This window comes from Streptomyces sp. NPDC043996, from assembly GCF_056435225.1.
On record NZ_JBWKEY010000003.1, the window covers coordinates 1 to 22,311 of the forward strand.

Annotated in this window: 20 protein-coding genes; 11 read left to right on the forward strand and 9 right to left on the reverse strand. The window is 75.3% G+C overall.

Annotated elements, in window-relative coordinates:
• Positions 1-372 precede the first annotated feature (372 nt).
• Both mreB and AC07A4_RS07595 read left to right on the forward strand, forming a co-directional pair.
• On the forward strand, positions 373-1,410 hold the full coding sequence (gene mreB / locus AC07A4_RS07590) for a rod shape-determining protein MreB (protein ID WP_478594405.1): 1,038 nt from the start codon (positions 373-375) through the stop codon (positions 1,408-1,410).
• 44 nt (positions 1,411-1,454) lie between these two features.
• Positions 1,455-2,978 (forward strand): GAF domain-containing sensor histidine kinase, encoded by a 1,524-nt coding sequence (locus AC07A4_RS07595; RefSeq protein ID WP_478594408.1) that lies wholly within the window; start codon positions 1,455-1,457, stop codon positions 2,976-2,978.
• 362 nt (positions 2,979-3,340) lie between these two features.
• On the opposite strand, the gene AC07A4_RS07600 is transcribed toward AC07A4_RS07595, so the two are convergent.
• The gene (locus AC07A4_RS07600) at positions 3,341-4,540 is read right to left on the reverse strand and encodes an MFS transporter (RefSeq protein ID WP_478594411.1); all 1,200 of its coding nucleotides are present in this window, start codon (positions 4,538-4,540) and stop codon (positions 3,341-3,343) included.
• An 832-nt stretch (positions 4,541-5,372) separates the two neighbouring features.
• On the opposite strand from AC07A4_RS07600, the gene AC07A4_RS07605 reads away from it, so the two are divergent.
• Genes AC07A4_RS07605 through AC07A4_RS07640 form a run of 8 tightly spaced genes read left to right on the forward strand, consistent with a single transcriptional unit; the run spans position 5,373 to position 12,988 of the window.
• On the forward strand, positions 5,373-6,392 hold the full coding sequence (locus AC07A4_RS07605; RefSeq protein WP_478594414.1) for an ABC transporter substrate-binding protein: 1,020 nt from the start codon (positions 5,373-5,375) through the stop codon (positions 6,390-6,392).
• Positions 6,382-7,500: a FecCD family ABC transporter permease gene (locus AC07A4_RS07610; RefSeq protein WP_478594417.1), complete on the forward strand. Its 1,119-nt coding sequence runs from the start codon at positions 6,382-6,384 to the stop codon at positions 7,498-7,500. The genes AC07A4_RS07605 and AC07A4_RS07610 overlap by 11 nt, the downstream gene beginning before the upstream one ends.
• Positions 7,497-8,309 (forward strand): ABC transporter ATP-binding protein, encoded by an 813-nt coding sequence (locus AC07A4_RS07615; RefSeq protein ID WP_478594419.1) that lies wholly within the window; start codon positions 7,497-7,499, stop codon positions 8,307-8,309. Before AC07A4_RS07610 ends, AC07A4_RS07615 begins: the two co-directional genes overlap by 4 nt.
• Before the next feature lie 37 nt (positions 8,310-8,346).
• Complete coding sequence (locus tag AC07A4_RS07620; RefSeq protein ID WP_478594422.1) at positions 8,347-9,090, forward strand: class I SAM-dependent methyltransferase; 744 nt, start codon at positions 8,347-8,349, stop codon at positions 9,088-9,090.
• Positions 9,087-9,935 carry a Rossmann-like domain-containing protein gene (locus AC07A4_RS07625; RefSeq protein WP_478594424.1) on the forward strand — a complete coding sequence of 283 codons (849 nt, stop codon included), beginning with the start codon at positions 9,087-9,089 and terminating at the stop codon, positions 9,933-9,935. The genes AC07A4_RS07620 and AC07A4_RS07625 overlap by 4 nt, the downstream gene beginning before the upstream one ends.
• The gene (locus AC07A4_RS07630) at positions 9,932-11,002 is read left to right on the forward strand and encodes a GHMP family kinase ATP-binding protein (protein WP_478594426.1); all 1,071 of its coding nucleotides are present in this window, start codon (positions 9,932-9,934) and stop codon (positions 11,000-11,002) included. The genes AC07A4_RS07625 and AC07A4_RS07630 overlap by 4 nt, the downstream gene beginning before the upstream one ends.
• The gene (locus AC07A4_RS07635) at positions 10,923-11,972 is read left to right on the forward strand and encodes a pyridoxal-phosphate dependent enzyme (RefSeq protein ID WP_478594429.1); all 1,050 of its coding nucleotides are present in this window, start codon (positions 10,923-10,925) and stop codon (positions 11,970-11,972) included. The genes AC07A4_RS07630 and AC07A4_RS07635 overlap by 80 nt, the downstream gene beginning before the upstream one ends.
• Positions 11,973-11,995: 23 nt before the next feature.
• On the forward strand, positions 11,996-12,988 hold the full coding sequence (locus AC07A4_RS07640) for a DNA-binding protein (protein WP_478594432.1): 993 nt from the start codon (positions 11,996-11,998) through the stop codon (positions 12,986-12,988).
• On the opposite strand, the gene AC07A4_RS07645 is transcribed toward AC07A4_RS07640, so the two are convergent.
• The 7 genes from AC07A4_RS07645 to crcB all read right to left on the reverse strand — a co-directional run bounded on the left by AC07A4_RS07645 (position 12,951) and on the right by crcB (position 20,094).
• A complete protein-coding gene (locus AC07A4_RS07645; protein ID WP_478594435.1) occupies positions 12,951-13,736 on the reverse strand; it encodes an FHA domain-containing protein in 786 nt (261 codons plus the stop codon). The genes AC07A4_RS07640 and AC07A4_RS07645 overlap by 38 nt on opposite strands.
• A gap of 316 nt (positions 13,737-14,052) precedes the next feature.
• The gene (locus tag AC07A4_RS07650; protein ID WP_478594438.1) at positions 14,053-15,930 is read right to left on the reverse strand and encodes a serine/threonine-protein kinase; all 1,878 of its coding nucleotides are present in this window, start codon (positions 15,928-15,930) and stop codon (positions 14,053-14,055) included.
• Positions 15,931-16,119: 189 nt separating this feature from the next.
• On the reverse strand, positions 16,120-16,920 hold the full coding sequence (locus AC07A4_RS07655) for an ABC transporter ATP-binding protein (RefSeq protein ID WP_478595876.1): 801 nt from the start codon (positions 16,918-16,920) through the stop codon (positions 16,120-16,122).
• 8 nt (positions 16,921-16,928) lie between these two features.
• On the reverse strand, positions 16,929-18,014 hold the full coding sequence (locus tag AC07A4_RS07660) for a FecCD family ABC transporter permease (protein ID WP_478594441.1): 1,086 nt from the start codon (positions 18,012-18,014) through the stop codon (positions 16,929-16,931).
• Positions 18,011-19,063, reverse strand: a complete 1,053-nt coding sequence (locus AC07A4_RS07665; RefSeq protein WP_478594444.1) for an ABC transporter substrate-binding protein — start codon at positions 19,061-19,063, stop codon at positions 18,011-18,013. Before AC07A4_RS07665 ends, AC07A4_RS07660 begins: the two co-directional genes overlap by 4 nt.
• A gap of 132 nt (positions 19,064-19,195) precedes the next feature.
• Complete coding sequence (locus AC07A4_RS07670) at positions 19,196-19,555, reverse strand: fluoride efflux transporter FluC (protein ID WP_478594447.1); 360 nt, start codon at positions 19,553-19,555, stop codon at positions 19,196-19,198.
• On the reverse strand, positions 19,552-20,094 hold the full coding sequence (crcB, locus tag AC07A4_RS07675; protein ID WP_478594450.1) for a fluoride efflux transporter CrcB: 543 nt from the start codon (positions 20,092-20,094) through the stop codon (positions 19,552-19,554). Before crcB ends, AC07A4_RS07670 begins: the two co-directional genes overlap by 4 nt.
• A 179-nt stretch (positions 20,095-20,273) precedes the next feature.
• Here crcB and AC07A4_RS07680 point away from each other — a divergent pair, with 179 nt between their 5' ends.
• Positions 20,274-20,840, forward strand: a complete 567-nt coding sequence (locus AC07A4_RS07680) for a flavin reductase family protein (RefSeq protein WP_478594452.1) — start codon at positions 20,274-20,276, stop codon at positions 20,838-20,840.
• A gap of 70 nt (positions 20,841-20,910) precedes the next feature.
• Here AC07A4_RS07680 and AC07A4_RS07685 read toward each other — a convergent pair whose 3' ends face one another.
• A complete protein-coding gene (locus AC07A4_RS07685; RefSeq protein WP_478594454.1) occupies positions 20,911-22,137 on the reverse strand; it encodes an acyltransferase family protein in 1,227 nt (408 codons plus the stop codon).
• Positions 22,138-22,311 lie beyond the last annotated feature (174 nt).

The window sequence follows — 22,311 nt, forward strand, 5'->3', positions numbered from 1 at the left end:
TGGGCCGCATCAGGAACTTGTACGCGCGTATCAACGCGGCCCACCCCCTTCCAGAACGATTGTGATCACCGTAGTGCGGGCCACTGACAACGGGGTCCGCCCAGGGGGCGAACCCCCGCTCCCTGCCCTGCTCCGCAGGAGCTTCGTTTCCCCCACCGCCTGAAGGCGGTGGTACCCACGAAGGAGACAGGATGGTAACCGCGCGCCCACGCCGTACGGGAAGGAGTCTTCGCCGCCGCGAGAACCACCCGTGCGGCGGCGCCCCGGGCGGCTCAGCCCAGCGCGCGGCCGGCCCGCGGCCCGCGCACGATGCGAGACAGGGGCCGTGGTCCGGCGGCCCGTACGCGGTCTGTGCTCTCGGGAGGATCCGCCATGACCGTCAGCCTGGAACAGCTGCGCCGCTGCCATATCGCCGTCGACCTCGGGGCGGCGCGCACGCGCGTGTTCGTGAAGGGCGCCGGACTCGTCGTGGACGAGCCCAGCTGCGCCGCCGTGAACACCCGTACGGGAGCGCTGATCGCGGTCGGCCAGTTCGCGGAGCAGATGACGGGGCGCACGCCCGACTACATCCGCGTGATGCGGCCCGTGTCCGGCGGCACGGTCGTCGACATCGAGATGTGCCAGCGGATGCTGCGCCACCTGCTCGGCGAGAAGCTGCGCCGCGCCCTGCGCCGCAAGCCCCGCCTGCGCGCCGCCGCCTGCACCCCGCACGACGCGGACCCGCTCGCGCAGCGCGCCGCCGTGGAGACGATGGTGGGGCTCGGCGCCCGGCGCGTGGAGCTGGTGGACACCCTGATCGCGGCGGCGGTGGGCTGCGGGCTCCCGGTGGAGCGGCCCGAAGCCACCATGATCATGGTGTGCGGCGCGGCGACCACGCAGGTCGCGGTCCTCTCCCTTGGTTCCATCGTGACCGCCGAGCGGATCCCGGTCGGCGGCGAGGCCATCGACCACGCGATCGTGCAGCACCTGCGCCACCAGCACGAACTCATGCTGCCCTCCCAGTCGGTACGTCCACTGCAACTGGCCCTCAGCGGCAACGGCCTGACCCCGCACGGCCCGGAGTCCACCGAGATCCACGGCCGCGACGTGGCGACGGGCCTCGCCCGCTCCGTCCAGGTCGACACCGCCGCCGTCCGCGACGCCATCCACACCCCGCTCACCGCGGTGCTCGACGGCATCGGCAAGGTGCTGCGCGACTGTCCCCCCGACCTGGTGGCCGACCTCGCCGACCGCGGCATCATGATGGTCGGCGGCAGCGCGCTCCTGCCCGGCCTGGACCAGATGCTGCGGGACGCCACCGGCATGCCGGTGCACATCGCGGAACGCCCCGACGTGTGCGCGGTGCTCGGCCTCGGTGCCATGCTTGAGGGCAAGATCCAGCCGCTGGTCCTCGACCCGCTGGCGGGCTGACGAACGCCCTGTCCCTCCGTCACCTCGAGGAGTGCGCCGCCGCCATGACCGACGACGCCAGCGGACCGCCGCTGCCGCTGCTCCTGGACGCGGTCCTCGCCATCGGCACGGAGCTCGCGCTGCGGCCCACGCTCCAGCACATCGTGGACAGCGCCACCGCCCTGACGGGCGCGCGGCGCGGGGTGCTGCGGGTGCGGGAGGGGGAGGAGGGCGGGGGTGAGGTGTTCACTGCGGGGGACGCGGCAGGGGATGCGGGGGCGGACGGTCCGGGGCGGGACGCCCTGAGCGTGTCCCTGCACGTGCACGACGAGGAGTTCGGGCGGCTCCACCTCGCGGACAAGCCCGGCGGCTCCTTCACGGACGAGGACCGGGGGCTGCTGCGGGTCCTCGCCGGGCAGGCGGGCATCGCGATCGGCAACGCCCGCCTGTACGAGACGGCGCGTCAGCGCGAGCGCTGGATCGAGGGCGCGGCGGCGGTCACCACGGCCCTCCTCACCGGCGAGGCCGCCCCCGACGCCCTGATGACGGTCGCCCAGCAGGCCCGCCTCCTGGCCGGTGCCGCCGCGGGCGTCGTCCTGCAGCCGACGGAGGAGGGCGGCATGCGCATCGTCGCGGCGGCCACGGACGCGGTCCGCGACGCCAGCGGGGTCGAGCGGGACGAGGAGGTACGCGGTGGGGGCGCCCCCGGCGCTGCCCCGCGGCGGCCGCACCCCGCGGCCGCCGCGCAGAACGACCTCATCGGGACCACCATCGAGCCCGGCAGCGCCGTCCTCGAACAACTCCTGGGCGGGCAGCCGGTGTTCATCGAGGACTCGGCGACCGACCCGCGCATGACCACCCGGGTACGGTCCCGGTTCGGGCCCAGCATGATGCTGCCGCTCCAGGCCGGGGGCCGCCTCATCGGCACCCTCGCGCTCCCCCGCCGCCGCGGCGACCGCCCGTACACGGCCGTGGAGCGGCTGCTCGCCACCCAGTTCGCCTCGCAGGCCGCGCTCGCCCTCGTCCTCGCCGACGCCCAGCAGTCCCGGCAGCGGCTCGCCGTGTTCGAGGACCGCGACCGCATCGCCCGCGACCTGCACGACCTCGTCGTCCAGCGGCTCTTCGCCACCGGCATGATGCTGGAGTCGACGCGCCGCAGGGCCCATTCGCCGTCCGTGGAGTCGGCCCTCGACCAGGCCGTGGACGAGCTGGAGTCCACCATCCAGGAGGTACGTACGGCGATCTTCGCGCTCCAGCAGCCGCCCGCCGACGCGCCGACCACGTTCCGCGGCAAGGTCCTCAAGGAGACGGCGGGCGCGGGGGCGGTGCTCGGGGTGCGGCCCTCGGTGCGGTTCTCGGGGGCCGTTGACGCGCAGGTCACGGAGCCTGTCGCCGGGCGGCTGCTCACCGCGTTGCGGCGGGCCCTGGCGGGGGCGTCGCGGCGGGTGGGGGTGACGCGGGTGGAGGTGGCGGTGGACGCGGTGCCGTTGCCCGATGGGAGGGCGGGCGTGCGGCTTGTCGTCTTCGACGACGGGGCGGGCCCCGGGGCCGACCCCGGCACGACCACCACCTGGCAGGCCCCGCTGTGACCGGGCTCCCCTCTTCCCCCACCCACCCGCCCTCCCTGGATCTCGCTCCTGCCGTCCTTCGGGTGCGGGTGGCTTCGCGCTAACGCGCTCGCTTTCTCCCCGCCCGCCCGCCCCTTTTAGGGGCGGGCGGGCGGGGAACCTCCGCCGCGAAGCGGCGGAGCACATCAGCCGACGCAGACCGGAAGAGACCCATCCAGCCCGTCCGACGTCCGAAGGGCGAGCCGCGAAGCGGCTGAGCGCGTCAGCCGACGGTGGCAGGAGCGGACCATCAAGCCCGTCCGGCGCTTGAGGACGAGCCGCGAAGCGGCGAGGGAGGGGCGGGCGGGTGGGGGACTCCGGCGCGCGGGAGTGCCGGGGGCAGGTCAGGTGGGGGGTACCCGGCGGGTGAAGGTGCGGGCCGTGGAGGGTAGGCCCGCCGCGAGGGGGGCCGCGAAGCAGAGCACCGCACACACCAGGAGCACCGGCCGCGCCCCGAAGTGCTCGATGGCCGGGGCGATCAGGGCGAGCCCCAGGGGCGCGAGGCCGTAGGACAGCATGAAGTCCAGGGAGGAAACGCGGGCCAGCTTGTCGGGCGCGACCTCACGCTGCGTCGCCGTGAACCACGGCACGTTGAACAGCTCGATGCCCACCCCGGCCACGGCGTACGCGGCCACGACGACCACCCAGTGCACGGGCAGCAGCAGACTGAGCGGCGCGAAGCCGTAGAGGGCGAGCCCGCCGAGGGCGGCCCACCCCTGGGCCCGCGGCCGCCAGCGGGCGACGACCAGGGCCCCGCCGAGGGCGCCGAGCGTATAGGCGGTGAGGGAGGCGGCGAGCACCACCTCGGTGCCGTACGTGTCGCGGCTGACGAGCGGCAGTGCGACCGCGGTCGCCGAGTAGCCGGTGGCGATGACGACGGTCAGCGCGCCGAGCCCGGCGAGGAACCAGGGGTGCCGCCGCGCCTCGCGCAGCCCTTCGCCGAACTCGGCGAGGAAGGAGGGGCGTTCGGCGACCGCGCCGCCGCGTGCGGCGCGCCCGGCGCCCGGGCCCGGCACCAGCGCCGCCGCCAGCCACAGCACGCCGATGCCCAGCAGCAGCGCCCAGGTGTCGAGGACGACGGCGAGCAGCGCGGTGAGCGAGGGCCCGGCGAGGGTGGTGGCGCGTACGGACAGGGTCATGGCGGCGTTGGCCGCCTGCCGTCGGTCCTCGTCGACGACTTCGGCGGTCAGCGCCTGGAAGGCGGGCCTGCACGCGCCCTGCCCGGCGCCCGCGACCACGGCGGCGGCGAGCATCAGCGGCAGGGAGCGGCCGAGGCCGAGGGCGAGCAGGGGCGCCGAGGCCGCGGCGGCGAGCCCCGCCCACAGGACGACGCCGCGCCGCGAGTACCGGTCGGCGAGGACGCCGCCGACGGCGACGGCGACGAGGAAGCCCGCGGTGCGGGCGGCGAGCAGCAGGCCGAGGGCCGGGGCGCCGATCGCGCGGTCGAGGACGGCGAGCCCGAGGACGAACGGCAGCGCCCAGGTGGCGAGCCCGGACGCGGTGGTCCCCGCCCAAAGCCGCAGAAAGACGACGTCCGTCAACACCCCCGCCCGCCGGCCGGCACCCGCCGCGGGCGCGCCTGTGCCCTCCTCCCCCCGCTCGGCCCCCGGACCACCCGCACGCCCGGCCCGCGCCGCACCACGTCCATCCCCCTCAGCCTCACCACGACCCCGCCACCCGTCGGGCCCATCCGGCCCGGCCCGCCCGTCATCCTCATCGCGCTCAGCCCGCAGGCCACCTCCGCTCCGCCCGGCACACTCAGCCCGAGACGCGCCCCTGCCACACCCATCCCCGTCAGCCTCACCACGCCCCCGCCGCCCGGCCCGCGCCGCACCACGTCCATCCCCCTCAGCCTCACCACGACCCCGCCACCCGTCGGGCCCGTCCGGCCCGGCCCCGGTCCGCCCGTCATCCTCATCGCGCTCAGCCCGCAGGCCACCTCCGCTCCGCCCGGCACGCTCAGCCCGAGACGCGCCCCTGCCACGCCCGTCCCGCTCGGCCTCACCGCGACTCCGCCGCCCCTCGGGCCCGGCCCCGGCCCGCCGGTCCGCGTCGTCGTGTGCGGCCCGTTCTGCGGGCGGCTCGTGCCCCTCCCGCCGCGCTGCCTCAGCCCGGCCGCCGGGGTCGTCGTGCCCGGCCGCATCGGCCGCTCGTGCCGGTGTCGTCGCCACGTGTCGTGCTCCTCCGTTGTCGTCCGCGCGAGGTCGCGCGCGGGTCTCGAAATCGTTATGCGGGTCCGTCCGCGCGCCCAAGTGCCGTACCAGTGACGGACTTTCGGGCGGGTGCGCCCCGCATGGCGGCACCCCGGGAACCCCGTAATGAAAATGATTACCATTACAGTACTCTTATCTCGTCCCACCCAAGACCGGAGGTCCCATGCGTCACCCCGCCCGCCTCGGCACAGCGGCCCTGGCTCTCGCACTCACGGCTGTCGGCTGCTCGTCCGGTGACGGCGGCTCGTCGGGCGGCGGGGCCGCCGCCCGTGCGACGACCGTCACGAGCTGCGGCGAGAAGCTGAGCTTCGAGCGGCCGCCCCGGCGCGCCGTCGCGCTCGACCAGTCCTCCACCGAGGTGCTGCTCGAACTCGGCCTCCAGGACCGCATGGCCGGCACGTCCAACCTCAAGACGAAGATCGCGCCGGAGTACAAGAAGGCGTACGACGAGGTCAAGGTGCTCAGCCCGAAGATCCTCACCAGCGAGCAGCTGCGCGCGGCGACGCCCGACCTCGCCATCGGCGGCTTCGCGGACTACTTCACCAAGGACCGCGTCGGCACCCGCGAGGAGCTGGCCGGGCTCGGCCTGCCCTCGTACGTGAGCGCCGTGGACTGCCCCAAGGACAACCGGTCCGGCGGCCGCGCCAAGACGCCCTTCGAGCTGCTGTTCCAGGACTACACCGACCTCGGCCGGATCTTCGGCGTGGAGAAGCGCGCCCAGAAGCTCGTGAAGAAGCAGCGCGCCACGCTCGCGGCGGCCGCGAAGACCAAGGACCGGGTCAAGGGCGAGCCCAGCGTCGTGTGGCTGTACTCCGTGTACGGCGACACCCCGTACGTGGCGGGCAAGTCGGCGATCCCCAGCGAGATGAGCAAGATCGTGGGCGCGCGCAACGCCTTCGACGACCTCGACGAGGACTGGCCGCAGGTCACCTGGGAGGAGGTCGCCAAGCGCAAGCCGGACTTCATCGTCGTCGGCGACCTGTCCGAGCGCGGCAAGCCCGGCGACAGCGCCGAGGACAAGCTGAAGGCGATGCGGGACAACCCCGTCATGGCGCAGCTGCCCGCCGTGAAGGGCAAGCGGTTCATCGAGATACCCGGCACGGAGATGGACCCCTCGGTCCGCACGTCCAGCGCGCTGCCGCGCCTGGTGGCGGGGATGAAGGACCTCGGGCATGTCCGCTAGCGCGGAGCTCGCGGGAGTCGTCGGCGCCGGGGACCCGCTGCATCCGTCGGCGCGGGGCGCGGGGGCGGCGCCCACCGTGCCCGCCGCGTCCGCCGCGTCCGGCGGCGCGCGGGCCGGTCTCTTCCTTCTGTGCGCGGTCGCGCTGCTCGCCTCGGCGGCCGTGTCCGTGCGCATCGGCACCACCGACGTGTCGTACGGCGACGTCGCCCGCAGCGTCGGCTTCCATCTGGGCCTGGACGTGGAGCCGTTGCCGCCGCTCGTGGACTCGCTGATCTGGGAGCTGCGGACGCCGCGCGTGCTGATGGCGGCGCTGGTCGGCGCGTGTCTCGCGGTGTGCGGCGCGGCCCTGCAGGCGGTCACGCGCAACGCGCTCGCCGACCCCTATCTCCTGGGCATCTCCTCGGGCGCCTCGACCGGCGCCGTCGCCGTGGTGGTGCTCGGCGTCGGCTCCGCCTCGCTCGGGGTGACGGGCGGCGCGTTCGCGGGCGCGATGGTGTCCTTCGCGCTCCTCATGCTGCTGCTGCGGCGCGGCGGCCTGGACTCGGTGCGGATCGTCCTGACCGGCGTCGTGGTGTCGCAGCTGTTCACGGCCCTCACCTCGCTGGTCCTGATGGCGTCCGGGGACGCGGAGATGATCCGGGGCATCACGCAGTGGCTGCTCGGGTCGATGGCGCCCGCGCGCTGGGACGCGGTGGCGGTGACGGCCGCCGTGACGGCCGTCGGCCTGCTCGTCCTGTGGCTCAACTCGGCCGCCCTCGACGGGTTCTCCTTCGGCGCGGACACCGCGTCCTCGCTCGGCGTCGACGTGCGCGCGACGCGCTGGACGCTCCTGGTGGTGACGTCCCTGATGACGTCGGTGGCGGTGGCGTCCGTGGGCGCGATCGGGTTCGTCGGACTGATCGTCCCGCACGGCGTGCGGTTCCTGGCCGGGCCGGGACACCGGGTGCTCCTTCCGCTTTCGGCGCTGGTGGGCGCGGTGTTCCTGGTGTGGACGGACGCGCTGGCGCGGGTCGCCTTCACCCCGCAGGAAGTGCCCGTCGGGGTGTTCACGGCGCTGCTCGGGGTGCCGCTGTTCCTGCTCGTGCTGCGCAGGCGGGGGGAGCTGTGAGGATCACCGCGGAAGGGCTGAGCTGGTCGGCCGGGGGCCGGAGGATCGTCGACGACGTGTCCCTGGACGTGGCGCCCGGCGAAACCGTCGGCCTGATCGGGCCCAACGGCTCCGGCAAGTCATCGCTGCTGCGCTGTCTCGCCGGACTCCGCACCCCGGACGCGGGCGCCGTCCGCTACGACGGGGAGCCCATCGCCGGCTGGGGCGCCCGGCGCGTCGCCCGCCGCGTGGCCTTCGTGGAGCAGGCCGCCGAGACCACCAGCGACCTGCGCGTCGCGGACGTGGTGAGCCTGGGGCGCACCCCGTTCGGCGACCGCTGGCGCGGCCTCGACGCCCGCGACCGGATCGTCGTGGACGCCGCCCTCGACCGGCTCGGCCTGACCGCGCTGCGCGACCGCGCCTGGAACGCCCTGTCCGGCGGCGAGCGCCAGCGCGCCCACATCGCGCGGGCGCTCGCGCAGCAGCCGTACGCGATCCTGCTCGACGAGCCCACCAACCACCTGGACGTGAAGCACCAGTTGGAGCTGCTCGCCCTGCTCGCCGCCACCGACCAGACGGTCCTGGTCGCCCTGCACGACCTGGCGCTCGCCGCCCGCCACTGCGACCGGCTCCTCCTCATGCACGGCGGGCGCATGGTCGCCGCCGGGCCGCCGAAGGACGTCCTGACGCCGCCGCTGCTCGCCGAGGTCTTCGAGGTGGACGCCGAGACCGGCCCCGACGCCCTCGGCCACCTCACGGTCAGCTACCGCGGGACGGCACCTGCCGTCACCCCCGAAAGCCCCCTGAAGAACCTCAAAGACCTTGAATGACTCGAGTACCTCAAATGCCTCAAGGAAAGGACAGTTGATGGACACCACGGCCACCGGACCCGACCTGCTGCGGCAGTTGCCGCCGCCGCTGCCCGCCGAGCGGATCATCGCGCTCAACCAGCCGAAGGCGGACCTGCGCACCACGCGCGCGTACGAGTGGAACGGCTGGGCCTTCGACGTGCCGCCGGGCGTCTTCCTGCCCGGCTACACCAGCCGTCTGATCCACGAGCGCGTCCTCGACGGCCGCATCGAGACCCGCGGCCTGCGCTACGGCGCCATGGGCGCCGGGCTCGGCGTCGAGGCGGTCGCCGCCGGGGTGCGCGGGGCCGCCGAGATCTACGCGATGGACGTGCACGCCCAGAGCGTCGCCACCGCGGCCCGGCACTACGCGCGCCTGGTCGGCCCCCGGGACGGCACCGCGTTCCTGCCCGCGGCGGGCGACCTCTTCGACGGCCTCCCGCCGGGCACGCGCCTCGACGTCGTCACCTTCAACCCGCCCGCCGTCAGCCAGCCGGTGAGCGAGGACCCCGACGTCGTACGGAACACCTGCGTCGGCGCGCCGCTGCTCGCGCGGTTCTTCACCCAGCTCGCCGAGCGCGAACTGCTCGCGCCGGACGGCGTGGTGTACCTGGTCGCCTCGAACACGGCGGACCTGCGCCGCATCGTGCGCGACGCCCAGGAGCGGGGGTTCACACCGGGCGTCGCCCATGTGCGCGACTGGCGCGACGGCGTCCTCACCTTCCTGTTCACGTTCCAGCTCACCCGCGGAGGCCGGGCATGAAGCACACCGAAGCCCTGACGACGTTCAAGGACACGGACGGACTGCTCGCCGCCGCCCTCGCCGGTGAGCTCGGGCCCAATCCGGCCGAGTTGACCGCCACCAGCGTGTTCTGGATCCACCACGGCACGCGCCTGGCGGGCGGCGGTGTCACCTACCTCAACCAGTACGTCCTCGTGCGCGTCGGCGGCGCGTTCGGCGGCTGCGCCTTCGAGGCGGGCGAGATCGACCCGGCGGTCTGCCAGGACGCCTCGGGCAGCCCGCTCGCCTCGCTCCTCAAGGACGCGCCCGCCCCGCTGCGCGTGGCCGCCCTCGACGCGTACCTGGCCGCCGTGCGGCCGCACCGCGAGGACCCCCGCGCCGAGCCGGTGACGCTGCCCGCCGGGCCTCCGGAGGTGCGCGCGGTGGCCAGGGACACGGCCATCGCGGGCCTGCTCGACCTGGCCCCCGGCGCCCGAGTCGCCCTGATCGGCGTCGTCAACCCGCTGGTCGCGGCGATCCGCGAGCGCGGCGGGGACCCGCTGCCCTGCGACTTCAACCTGCGCGCCACCCAGTGGGGCGACCCGGTCACCCGCGATATGCACGAGGTCCTTGACGCCGCCGACGCCGTCGTCGCCACCGGCATGACGCTGTCCAACGGCAGCTTCGACACGATCCTCGCGCGCTGTCGCGAGCGCGGCGTCCCGCTGATCGTGTACGCGCAGTCCGGCAGCGCCGTCGCGCGGGCCTTCCTCGGCGCGGGCGTGACCGCCCTGTCCGCGGAGCCGTTCCCGTTCTCGCAGTTCAGCGCCGAACCGACGGCCCTGTACCGGTACCGGGCCGCGCCGCGCGCGAAGGGCGGGGCGTGAGGGCCTGCGCGCGGCAGGGCCCGCCCGGCACACCGGCCTTCGGCACCGGCCGTGCCGCCTGCCACCACGGCGAGATCCTGCAGGGCGTGTTCCTCGACGGGCGCGGGCGGCGGCGCGCGGGCCTGGTCACGCTGCCGATGGCCGCGCTCGGCACCCGCGCGGAGTTCGTACGCCGCCCGGACACCGCCGACGTCACGGTGGTCCCCGCCGACCGCGTCAAGGCGCTGCGCGCGGCGACGTACGCGCTCGCGGAGTGCGCCACGCGTTGCCAGGAGCCGCTCGGCGGCGGCGAGTTGAGGCTGACCGGCGACATCCCGGTGGGCCTCGGCATGGGCTCGTCGAGCAGCGATGTGATCGCGGCGGTGCGCGCCGTCGCCGACGCCTTCGGCACCCGTCTGTCCCCCGGCGCCGTCGCCCGCATCGCGGTGCGTGCCGAACGGGCCTCGGACCCGCTGATGCTGGAGGGACGCCCCCTGCTGTTCGCCCAGCGCGAGGGGCGCGTCCTGGAGGACCTCGGCGCCGCGCTGCCGCCCGCGGTCGTGGTCGGCTGCACCCTCGGGGGCGGGCGGCCGGTGGACACGCTGGCCCTGGCGTCCCCGGCCTGCGACGCCTACGACGCGGCCGACGTGCGGGCGTACGAACGGCTGCGGGCGCTGCTGCGCCGGGCCGTCGCCACCGCCGACCCGGTCCTCCTTGGCTATGTGGCGACGGAGAGCGCGCGCCGCGGCCAAGGCGTCCTCGCCCACGAGGAGTTCGGCACGCTCACCGACATCGCGGGCCGGGTCGGCGCGGTCGGCGTGCAGATCGCGCACAGCGGCAACGTGGCCGGGCTCCTGTTCGACGCCACCGCCCCGGACCTGCGCGCACGCCTGCGCCGCTGCCGCGGGGCGCTGGAGGCCGCGGGCATCCCCGCCACGCGCACCTTCCCCACCACCGACGACTCCCGGCGCGAAGGCGCCGCCCCAGCCACCCACGAGGAGCCCCCGCATGGACGAGCACATCGCGGAAGCGATCGGCCGCCCCGACCTGATACGCGTGGCCGACGGTGTCGCCTGCCTGCGCTTTGAGACCATGAAGGTCGTCTCGGCCCTCGCCGCCGTGCGCCACCTCCTCGACACCGGCGCGGTGCGCCGCGGCGACACCCTCCTCGACAGTTCGAGCGGCATCTACGCCTACGCCCTCGCGCTCGCCTGCCACCGCTACGGCATGCGCTGCCACATCGTCGGCTCCACCACCGTCGACCACACGCTGCGCACGCAACTGGCCGTCCTCGGGGCCCGCCTGGAGCAGATGCCGCCGAGCGACGACCTGAAGCTCGACCAGAAGCGGCGCGTCGCGCGCGTCCACGAGATCCTGCGCGAGCACCCCGACTACTTCTGGATGCGGCAGTACCACGACGACATCCACTACCTGGGCTACGAGGCGATCGCTCAGCGCCTTTACGAGGAGACCGGCGCCACCGGCGGCCTGACCCTCGTCGGAGGCGTCGGCTCGGGCGCGTCGACCGGCGCCCTTGCCCGCTATCTGCGCCAGCGCTCCGCAGCCGTGCGCCTGGTGGGCGTGCAGCCCTTCGGCAGCGTCACCTTCGGCGGCGAGCACGTCGCCGACCCGGAGATCATCATCGCCGGGATCGGCAGCTCCATCCCGTTCGCCAACGTCTCGCACCAGGCGTACGACGCGGTGCACTGGCTGTCGTTCACCGCCGCGCTCTCCGGCAGCGTCGACCTGCTGCGGCGGCACGCGGTCTTCGCGGGCCTGTCCACCGGCGCCGGGTACGCGGCGGCCCGCTGGGAGCACGCCCGCCGCCCGGGCGGCACCACGGTGTTCCTCGCCGCCGACACCGGCCACCGGTACGTGGACACGGTGTTCGCCCGGCACGCCGAGGCGGTCCCCCTGGAGGAGCTCGCGCCCCGCACGGTGACGTCCGTGGCCGAACTGGCGCTGCCGTGGGCGCGGATGGAGTGGGGCGGGGCCCCTGCCCCGGCCCAGGCGGTGGCGGGAACAGCGGCGTCCCGGGGGCCGTTGCAGCGGACGTAGAGATCCGTTCGGGGGCCGGGGGCGTGGTGGAGCACGGAGTGGGGGACGGGGACGGCCGCGGGCGGGCGGACGTCGCCTCGTGGGCGCGGGACGCCGTCCGGCGGCTCGTCGCCCTGGACGCCGCGCACGGCGCGCGGGCGGCCGTGCCCCTGGTGCGGGAGGCACTCGCCCGGGTGCCCCGCGCCCCGCAGGGCCCCGGCCCCCGAACGGATCTCCACGTCCGCTCCGACCGTGATGTGCTCGCCGCGCTCGCCGAGTTGTACGAGGTGGCCGGGTGGATCCTGTTCGACGCGGGCGCGCACCGGCGGGCCCACCGGCTCAACGCCCGTGCGCTGGCCCTCGCCGAGCGCGCGGGCGACCGCTGGACGGCCCGGCTCACGCTCCTGAACGACAGCATGCTCCTGGCCCACACCGGCCGCCCCCGCGCGGCCCTCGCCGCCGCAGGGCGCGCGCGGGGGCCGCGCCCGCTGCCGCCGCGCGTGGCGGGCCTCGTCCTGATCCGCGAGGCGCACGCGACGGCGATGCTGGGGGCCCGGCAGGAGCCGCGGCGGCTCCTCGCGCGGGCCGGGAGCCTGTTCCTCGACGGCGTCTCGCGCCGCGACCCGCCGTGGGCCTGGTGGCTGGACGAGGCGGAGCTCACCGGCCACCGGGGCTGGGTCCTGGCCCGCCTCGGCGACACCGACCGCGCCGTCCCGCTGCTGCACCGCGCCGCCACCGCCCCCGGCCCCTCCTACCGGCACCTGTTCACCGCCCAGTTGCTCGCCGCGCTCGCCGGTGCCGGGGCCTGGCGGGAGACGGAGCGGCTCCTCGCGGACCTCGCGCCGCGCGTGCGCGACCTCGGGTCCGCGCGCACCACCGAGGTCCTCGGGCGGGTGGCGCGCGGGCTGCGCGCGCCGGATGCCGCTCCCCCGCCGGTGCGGGACGCCGCCGTGTTCCTGCTGGAGTCGCTGGCCGCTGCGGCCGCGGCTGCGGCTGCGCCTACGACTGCGCCTCCGGCTCCGGCTCGTCGTCCATGAGCTCCAGGTCGGGCGGCACCAGCGTGGTCGACTCCACCAGGCCCTTGAGCAGGTGGTGCAGGAGGCTGTTGTCGCTGGGGCGGCCCGTCGACGGGTCGTGCAGGAGCGGGTAGGGGAAGCCGCTGTCGTGCAGCCTGCGGCGCACGGCCTCGATCCGGTACTCGACCTTGCGCTCCCCCCACTGCTCGTCGCCGCGCAGATACGCGAGCTGGGCCGCGGCCCGCGCGTACGTCAGGGGCCGGGGGCGCTCCTCGTACAGCAGGTACTCCTGTCCCAGGACGACCAGGAGCAGCCGTTCCTCGTCGGACAGGGGCCACCGCTGGGGCGGCACGGTGTCCGCGCGGCGGCGCGAGACCGGGCCGCGGTCGTCGTGGCCGGTGACGTACAGCTCGACGAGGTGCTCGCGGTAGCCCGAGCCGCGTACGAACAGCGGGGTGTAGCCGGGCGCGAGGGGCACGGGCTCGGTGGTGGCGTGCATCATCCGGCCGCGCGGCAGGCGCAGGAGCTGCTGGCCGGTGTTGCGCAGCCACCAGGTGCGGCCGCGGCAGGTCAGCTCGCCGTGCCTGCGGCTGACCATCAGGTCGTGTTCGCCGACCCCGAGGTCGACGTCCCGCTCGTCGCCGCGGCCGAAGCGCAGGGTGCGGCCGGGGTGCGGCGGGGCCTGGACGGCGCCGGTGACGGTGCGGGCGTGCAGGGTGCCCGGCGGGGCGGGCGCCACGCCGCGCGCGAGGCTCGCGGGACTGTTCATGGGCGTCTCCTCGTTCTCCGGGCGGTGCCCGCAGTGTGGGCCGCCGTGGGCGGGACCCGTCCCGGGGGGTCTGCCCTACAACGGGGGTGTGGACGCGGGGCCGGTGCCGGTTCCTGAGGGGGGAGGGAATCGGTGCCGGGGCCTGTGGGCGGGGGGTGCGGGTGTGGGTGCGGGTGGTGCGGGGCTGAGGCGGGGGGGGTGCGCAGCCCGGCGCGGCGGGGTCCGCCCCTGTGCCCGCCCGTTCCGCCCTCTGGGCGGACCAGCCGCCCACAGAGGCGGCGGCAGGCAGGCCGGAGAGCGGGCGGGCCGAAGTGGGTTAGGTGGTGTGGGTGGTGGCTGCTGTGGCCAGGGTGAGGGCCAGGTGGCGCAGGCGGGGGGCGGAGGGGGTGCCGCCGACGGTGATGTTGAGGGTTTCGGCGGTGCGGCCGCCGCCGGGGTCGTGGTGGACGACGCGGACGCGGCAGGTGCCGGGTCCCTCCGCGTCCGGCTCGATGACGGCGCGGCGGCCCGCGACGCGGGTGAGGGCGCCGTCGGAGGCGTCCGGCGGCGGACCCTGGTCGAAGCGGAGCTCCAGCCACAGGTCGCTGGTGGTGCTGGCCCACTCGCAGTCCCAGTTGCCGAAGCCGACGTCGGGGTCACCGGCGTCGATGCCGGGGATGGCTTCGAGGTCCTTGGCGCGCAGCAGCGCGCAGGCGTCCTCGCGGATGAGGGAGCCCCGCGGCGGGTCGGGGCGGCGCCCTATGGGGCCGTCGTTGAGGCGCCGCACGGCCACGCGGGCGGCGGCGTCGGCCATCGCGCACAGCGGGGCGTCGCCGTCGTCCTGCTGCGCGGCCACGGAGACGTCCACGCCGGGGTCCGTGGCCGGGACCATGGTGCGCACGCACACGTCGCTGTCGTCGGCCTCCTTCACCAGGGCCACCCGTCCTTCGGTGCGGTAGGGCTTCGGCAGGCCCGACGCCCCGCCGGTGTCGAAGTGGATCTCGACGTCCACGGGTTCGTCGTCGCCGGTGTCCACGAGGACGTCGCAGCGGTCGAAGTTGCCGTACTTCCGGTCGAGCGTGGCGTCGCCGAAGCGGTCGAGGGCGGCGGGGTCGGCGAGCGCGCAGGGGTCAGCCGTGCGGTGGTCGCCGATGGCCGGTCCCGCCGCGTCGCCGTCGCCGTCGTCGTCGCGCCCGCCCGGCCACAGGCCCGGCCCCCACACGGCGGCGGCGAGCGTCACCACGGCGACGCCCGCCACGATCACGTACTGCCGTTTGCGGCCCCGTGGCACGGCCCGGTCCAGGCCCGCGTCGCTGTCCTGGCCCGCGCCGTCGGACTCGGTGTCCGGGCCCGGCGCGGGCAGCGGCTCCTGCGGGCCCGCGACGCGGGCGAACAGACGCTCCGCCTCGGCGGCGTCGGGCCGGTTCTTCGGGGCGGCGTCGAGCAGCGCGGGCAGGATCCCGGCCAGCGGTCCCAGGCCCGGCGCGAGGGCGACCTCACCGCGCTCGGCCTGCCGCTCGGAGACGAACGGGTCGACGTCCTTGCCGGTGTGCGGGCGCGGCGGCACTCCGGTGACCAGGGTGTGCACCAGGGCGGCCAGGGAGAAGACGTCCGACGCCGGTTCGGGGTGGCCGCGCACGACTTCGGGGGCGGCGTAGTCGGGGGTGTAGCTGAGGGCGCCGCGCCGGGTGAGGGTCTCGCGGCCGCCGACGCGGTAGGCGGCGCCGAAGTCCGCGAGCTTGGCGAGGCCTTCGGGGGTGGCGACGACGTTGCCCGGCTTCACGTCGCCGTGCACGATGCCCTCGGCGTGCAGCGCGGCGAGGGCGGCCGCGATCTGGGCGCCGACGCGCGCGGCCCGCTCCGGCGGCAGCGGCGCCCTGTCCACGAGGCTGCCCCCGGCGACGTACTCCATCACGAGCCAGGAGGCGGGCGTGCGGCGCACCCGGACGCGGCTGCCTTCGGGCAGCGCGAGCACGTCGTGCAGGGTCACCACGTGCGGATGGCTGAACCGGGCCAGGGCCCGCGCCTCCGCTTCGAGGCGGTCGAAGTCCAGGCGGTCGGACCGGGTCATCCGCCGGTCCGGGGGCCGAAGGCGCTTGAGGACGACCTCACGCGAAAGGCGCTCGTCGCGGGCGATCCACACCTCGCCCATGCCCCCGCTGAGGGGGCCGCGCACCAGTCGGTAGCGCCCCCCGACCGTCGTGCCCCGGCGCACCCCTGCTCCCCTCGGCCGTGGTCCGGCACCCGCCTGCCCTGCCTCGCCCCCCGACGTACGCCACGCGACATCCGAACCTACTGCGAGAACGCGGCACCCCACAGGGCCTTCACCGGATGTCCGCGCCCCTCACGTACCGCACCCAACGCCGGGCGGACGGCGGGGCGGCGACGGCGTACGAGCCGCCGCTCAGGCCGTGGGCGCGGGCGCCGGGTCCGCGACCGGGGCCTTGTGGTCGAAGGCGATCAGCGGGTCGCCGGTCAGCGGGTGGTCGACGACGGCGGCGCGCACGCCGAACACCTCCGCGAGGAGCGCGGGCGTGAGCACCTCGCGGGGCGGCCCGGAGGCGACGACGCTCCCCTCGGACAGGACGTGCAGCCGGTCGCAGACCGAGGCGGCCGCGTTCAGGTCGTGCAGGGACACCAGCGTCGTACGGCCCTTGCCGCGCAGCAGGGCGAGGAGCTCCACCTGGTGGCGGACGTCGAGGTGGTTGGTCGGCTCGTCGAGGACGAGCACGTCCGGCTCCTGGGCGAAGGCCCGTGCCAGCAGGACGCGTTGGCGTTCGCCGCCGGACAGGGCCGTGAAGCGGCGCGCGGCGGCGCCGTCCATGCCGGTCTCGGCCAGGGCGTGCGCGACGGTGTCCCGGTCAGTGGCGTCCTCCCCCGCGAACGCCCGCTGGTAGGGGGTGCGGCCCATCGCGACGACCTCGCGCACGGTCAGCTCGACGTCCGCGCCGCGCTCCTGCGGCAGCGCGGCCACGTGCCGGGCGGCCCGCGCGGGGGTCAGCTCGCGCAGGTCCGTGCCGGACAGGAGCACCCGGCCCGCGCGCGGCCGCAGATGGCGGTAGACGGTGCGCAGGAGCGTGGACTTGCCGCTGCCGTTGGGGCCGACGAGCCCGGTGATCTCGCCGTCGGCGGCGACGAGGCGGGCCCCGGCGAGGACGTCGCGTCCGGCGTAGGCGACCCGCAGGTCCTCGATGTCGATCCGCACGGCGGTCCTCAACTCCCGTTCTTCAGGCGCCGGTCGAGCAGCAGGAGCAGCGCCGGGGCCCCGATCAGCGAGGTGACGACCCCGACGGGCAGCTCCTGCTCGGCCAGGGCGGTGCGGCAGACGATGTCGACGACGACCATGAGGACGGCGCCGGTCAGCGCGGACAGCGGCAGGAGCCTGCGGTGGTCGCCGCCCACGACGAGGCGGCACACGTGCGGCACGAGCAGGCCGACGAAGCCGATCGCCCCGGACACCGCCACCAGCGTTCCCGTCAGGACGCTGGTCACCACGAACAGCTCCCGGCGCAGCCGCCCCACGCCGATGCCGAGCCCGGCGGCCGTCTCGTCGCCCATCTGGAGGGCGTTGAGGGCGCGGGCGCGGGCCTGGAGCAGCAGCAGGGCGGCCGGGACGGTCACGGCGGGCACGGCGAGCAGCTGCCAGGTGGCGCCGCTGAGGCTGCCCATGAGCCAGAACAGCACGCTGTGGGTCTGCTGTTCGTCCCCGGCCTGGAGCACCAGGTAGCTGGTGACGCCGGACAAGAACTGGCCGATGGCCACGCCCGCGAGCACCAGGCGCAGCGGCGCGAAGCCGCCGCCGCGCCGGGCCACGGCCCACACCAGGGCGAAGGTGACGAGGGCGCCGGTGAACGCGGCGCCGGAGAGGCCGAGCCCGAGGGCGCCGCCCGCGCCGGTGCCGAGCACGATCGCGGCGACCGCGCCGAGGGAGGCGCCGCTGGAGACGCCGAGCAGGTAGGGGTCGGCCAGCGGGTTGCGGACGAGGGCCTGGACGGCGGTGCCCACCAGGCCGAGCCCGGCGCCGACGAGCGCGGCGAGCAGGGCGCGCGGCACCCGCAGCTGCCACACGATGAGGTCGCTGGTGCCGGGCCGGGGCGCCTCTCCGCTCAGCCTGCGCCCGACGACGCCCCACACCTCGCCGGGCGGGATGGACGTCGAGCCCCAGGACACGGCCGCGGTGAGCGCGATCAGCAGCGCGGCGCCGAGGGCGGCGGCGAGCAGCCCGGCGGGCACGCCGCGCGCCTCGCCCTCGGCGCGGGCACGGCCCACGCGCCGGGCCGCGGCCAGCGGCGGGGTCATGGCGTGCGGAACAGCTGGGGGTGGACCGTCCGCGCGATGCGCGTCACGGTGTCGGCGTTGGCCACTCCGGCGATGGTCGTGGCCTCGGAGCCGATGCGCAGGAACCGCCCCTTCTTGACGGCGCGCAGGCCCTTGGTGGCCGGGTTGGTCTCCAGCCACGCGCGGGCCTCGTCGAAGGCCTTGGCGTTGGCGCGCGCGCCGCCGCGGTTGCGGACGCCGAGCTGGATCCAGTCGGGGTCCTTGGCGATGACGTCTTCCCAGCCGGTCTTCTTGAACGCGCCGTCGCAGTCGGCGAAGACGTTCCTGGCGCCCGCGAGGGTGATCACCGCGTGGGCGACCTGGCGGTTGCAGACGGCGACGGGCTGCTTGGTCCCGGCGTCGTAGTCGAAGAAGAAGTACGTGGGCCGCTCGCGCCCGGGAACGGCGCGCACCTTCGCGCGGACGGCGGCGACCTTCGCGCGCATGCCCGCGACGATCTCCTTGGCGGTGTCGGTGTTGCCGGTGACGGCGCCGAGCGAGGTGATGTCGCGTTCGACGGCCGACAGGTCGGTCACGGGCTTGTCGGCCTTGTCGGCGCAGGCGGTGGACTTGAGGTAGGCGTGCTTGATCCCGGCCGCCTTGAACTCCTCGGGCGTCGGGGCGTCGCCCATGCCGCCGCCCATGGCGCTCATCGAGGCGAAGGAGTCGAGGTAGAGGTCGGCGCCGGAGCCGAGCAGCTTCTCCTTGGGGATGACGGACCTGCTGAGCACGTCGACGTCGTCGGCCCGCGCGCCGAGCGCCCCGGGCAGGGTGCCCTTGCCGGGCGGGAAGCCGGTGCCGATGACCTGGTCCCCGGCGCCGAGCCTGAGCAGCAGTTCGAGCCCGGCGGCGTTGCTGGTCACGATCTTCCGCGGGGCCGCCGGGAAGGTGGTCGTGCGCCCCTCGCAGTCGCTGACCCGCACCGGGAACCCGCCGGCCGCGGCTCCTTCGTCGCGGGATCCTTCCGCCGTACCGCCGCCGCACCCGGCGACGAGCAGTCCGCTCACGGCGGCCGCCGCTCCCCAGCTCATCCGCCTCATCCGCGCACGCGCACGCATCACATCACTCCCAGACCCGCTCAGCTCGGGCGGATCGCACCGCCCTGTCCAGGAGTCGCACCCGGCGGCGCGTGAGTTCCCGCCGGTGCGCGCGGGTTCAGCGGGTCACCCCCACAGGGCGCCCGCGAACCCCGCCCCGGCGAACGCCGCGCCCACGTCCACCGCCACGCTCGCGGTCGCGTACCCGGCGGCGCGGAGCCCGGCCCCGCCCTCGGCGAGGCGCAAGGTCTCGTAGGAGAAGGTGGAGTACGTCGTCAGGGCACCGCACAGGCCGGTGCCGAGCAGGAGCTGGACGTCCCGGGACGCGGCGCCCGTCAGCAGGCCGAGGGCCAGGCAGCCGACGGCGTTCACGGTGAACGTGCCCCAGGGGAAGGCGCCGCCGTGCCGTGCGCTCAGGGCCCGGTCGGTCAGATAGCGCAGCGGCGCGCCGACCGCCGCACCCGCGGCCACGAGCAGCCAGTTCACGCCGGGTTCCGTCCCTTCGCGCGGCGGGTCGCGGCCGCCGCGCCCCACACCGCGAGGAGCGCCGCGCAGGGCGTCGCGGCGAGGTAGAGCAGGCCGGTCGCGGGGCGGCCCTCGTCCACCAGGCCGTGGACGTCGACGGCGTACGTGGAGAACGTGGTGAAGCCGCCGAGGACGCCGGTGCCGAAGAAGGGCCGCACCAGGGGGTGGGCGGCCCTGGCCTCGGTGACGAGGACCATGAACACGCCGATCACGGCGCAGCCGAGCGCGTTGACGCCCAGGGTCGTCCACGGGAAGCCGCCCCGGGCGGTGGGCCACAGCTGGGCGGCGCCGTAGCGGGCCAGGGCGCCGAGGGCGCCGCCGAGCGCGACCACCGCGACGGCCGGTCCCTGCCCGCGCCAGAGGGGCCGCCGCGCGGGCGTGCCGGGGGTGATGTCAGGGGTGATGTGGGGGGTGTTGTCGGGGATGTTGTCGGGGGTGGTGTGGGGGTTCGTGGGTTCGTCCTTGGCTCGTGGTGCGGGGCTGAGCCGACGGTACGTCATCACCGGCGCCGTCCGGCCGTGCCCGGTGGCGCGCGCCGACTGCGCCGGTGGGCCACTTGGGTCCTGAAGTCTTGGCGGCCCGTCCCAATGCGGTGGGCGGGGCGCTCGGCCACACTGCGGGAAAAGACCGAAGGACAAAAGGGCCAAAGGACAAAAAGGCCAAGGGACGGAGTCGGTTCATGGTTGCCCCGTTCGACGCGGCGGAATTCCGGCGCACCCTCGGATGTCTGCCGACCGGGGTGGCGGTCGTCACCACCACGGGCCCCTCGGGCGCGCCCGTCGGCATGGCCGCGAATTCGTTCATGTCGGTGTCGCTGGATCCCCCGCTGGTCATGCTCTGCGTCGCGCACGAGTCGGCGACGCTGGTCGATCTGCGGCGCAGCGGCACGTTCTGCGCGAACGTCCTCGCCGCCGGGCAGGCGCCGCTGTGCCAGCGGTTCTCGCTGAAGGGCGTCGACCGGTTCGCCGGGGTCCCGTGGACTCCGTCGGCGGCGGGCCCGGAGCTGGACGACGCGCTCGCCCGGGTCTCGTGCGCCCTGGAGACGGAGCACGTCGCGGGCGACCACGTCATCCTCGTCGCCCGGGTGACCGCCCTTGCCGTGCACCCGGACGAGCCCGCCCCGCTGGTCTTCCACCGGGGCAGGCTCGGCGGGTTCCGCGAGGAGCCGAAGCCGTCCGCGCGCACGTGGTCCCCGCACCGGCAGGGCGTCGGCGGCAGCGCGTGGGTGTCGCTGGCCGCCGGGTAGGGCTGTCGAGGACGGCGAAGTGCCCGGCGCCTCGTGGGTGCCGGGCACTTCGCCGTCGTGGTGCGCGGGGTCACTCCGGTACGCGCTGTCCCTCCGAGGCCCGCGCGGAGGTCGCGGCCTGGGGCGCCTGGGGCAGGGCCGTGGTCCCCGCGCCGGTCCTGTGCCGCCCGAAGCGCCGCATCAGCGGCCTCTCCACTCCGTAGTACAGGATCGTGGAGCACACCGTCGCCACCGCGAGCAGGGCGAGCACCATGAGCGAGCCGGTGGTCAGCGAGTACACGCGGGTGGGCCCGATCCACTCGGCGGCCGTCATGATGACGATCCAGTGGACCATGTAGAACGCGAAGGAGATCTCCCCCAGGAACACCATCGTCGGCCTGCGGAACACCGAGGCCGTCCCCCGCTGGTCGGCGACCGCGGCGGCGGCGATGAGGGGCGCGGTCCACACGGTGGCCAGGCCACCCGACCCCACCAAGTAGGGCTCCTTCAGGGCGAGTACGTATCCGGCGACGGCAAGGGCGAAGGCGGGCACCAGGCCGACGCGCGGCCACCTGCCCGCGAGGACGACCCGGGCCAGGAGGATGCCGAGGACGAATTCGAGGGCCCGGACCGGCGGGAAGAAGTACACGAACCACACCTGGTCGAACGACAGGTCGCCGTTCACGCCGAAGGCGAGCAGCCGGGGCTGGTCGGTCACGACGTGCGTGGCGACGAGGAACGCGAGCGCGATCAGGCCGACCACCGCGCCGAGCGCGGGCCACAGCCACTCCTCGCGGATGCGGCGCAGCAGGGGAAGGAGCAGGGGGAAGGCCAGGTAGAAGAAGAACTCGCAGGACAGCGACCAGCTCACGCCGTTGACGGCGGCGGTGGTCTGGACGTCGGGGAACCACGCCTGCTGCATGGTCAGGGACGCGAGCCAGTCGACCGTGCGCGTGGGCCGGTCGGTGTTGATGACGAACAGCGCGGCCAGGCCGAAGGTGACCAGGTGCATGGGGCCGATCTTCGTCAGGCGGCGGCGCCAGAACGACGGCGTCGTGTCGCTGCTCCGGGCGGTCCAGGTGAGGACGAAGCCGCTCAGGATGAAGAAGAAGCCGACGCCGTAGGAGCCCGAGAGCGCGAACGCGTCCCTGAGCTCCACTCCGGTGTCGCCCGGTATGAGCCGGGTGTAGAAGACGATGTGGGTGGCGAAGACCATCAGGGCCGCCACGAAGCGCAGCCCTGTGAGCGACGGCAGCCGGTCGGAGGGCAACGATGGTCGCGCGGGCCCTGTGGCCCGCGTCGTTGAGGAGCCGGACAACGGACGACCTCCATACCAGAGAGCGGATGCGGTGAGGGGGTCGGCAGCCTGGCACGCTTTCCGTCACGGCCGGTAATGGTCCGGTAATCGCGCCTGGGTGGCGTGAATTACCTGGCTGGACCGCGCTGGACCGGGCGGGTCCGCACTGGAGTGTGCGGGTCCGCACGGGAGCGT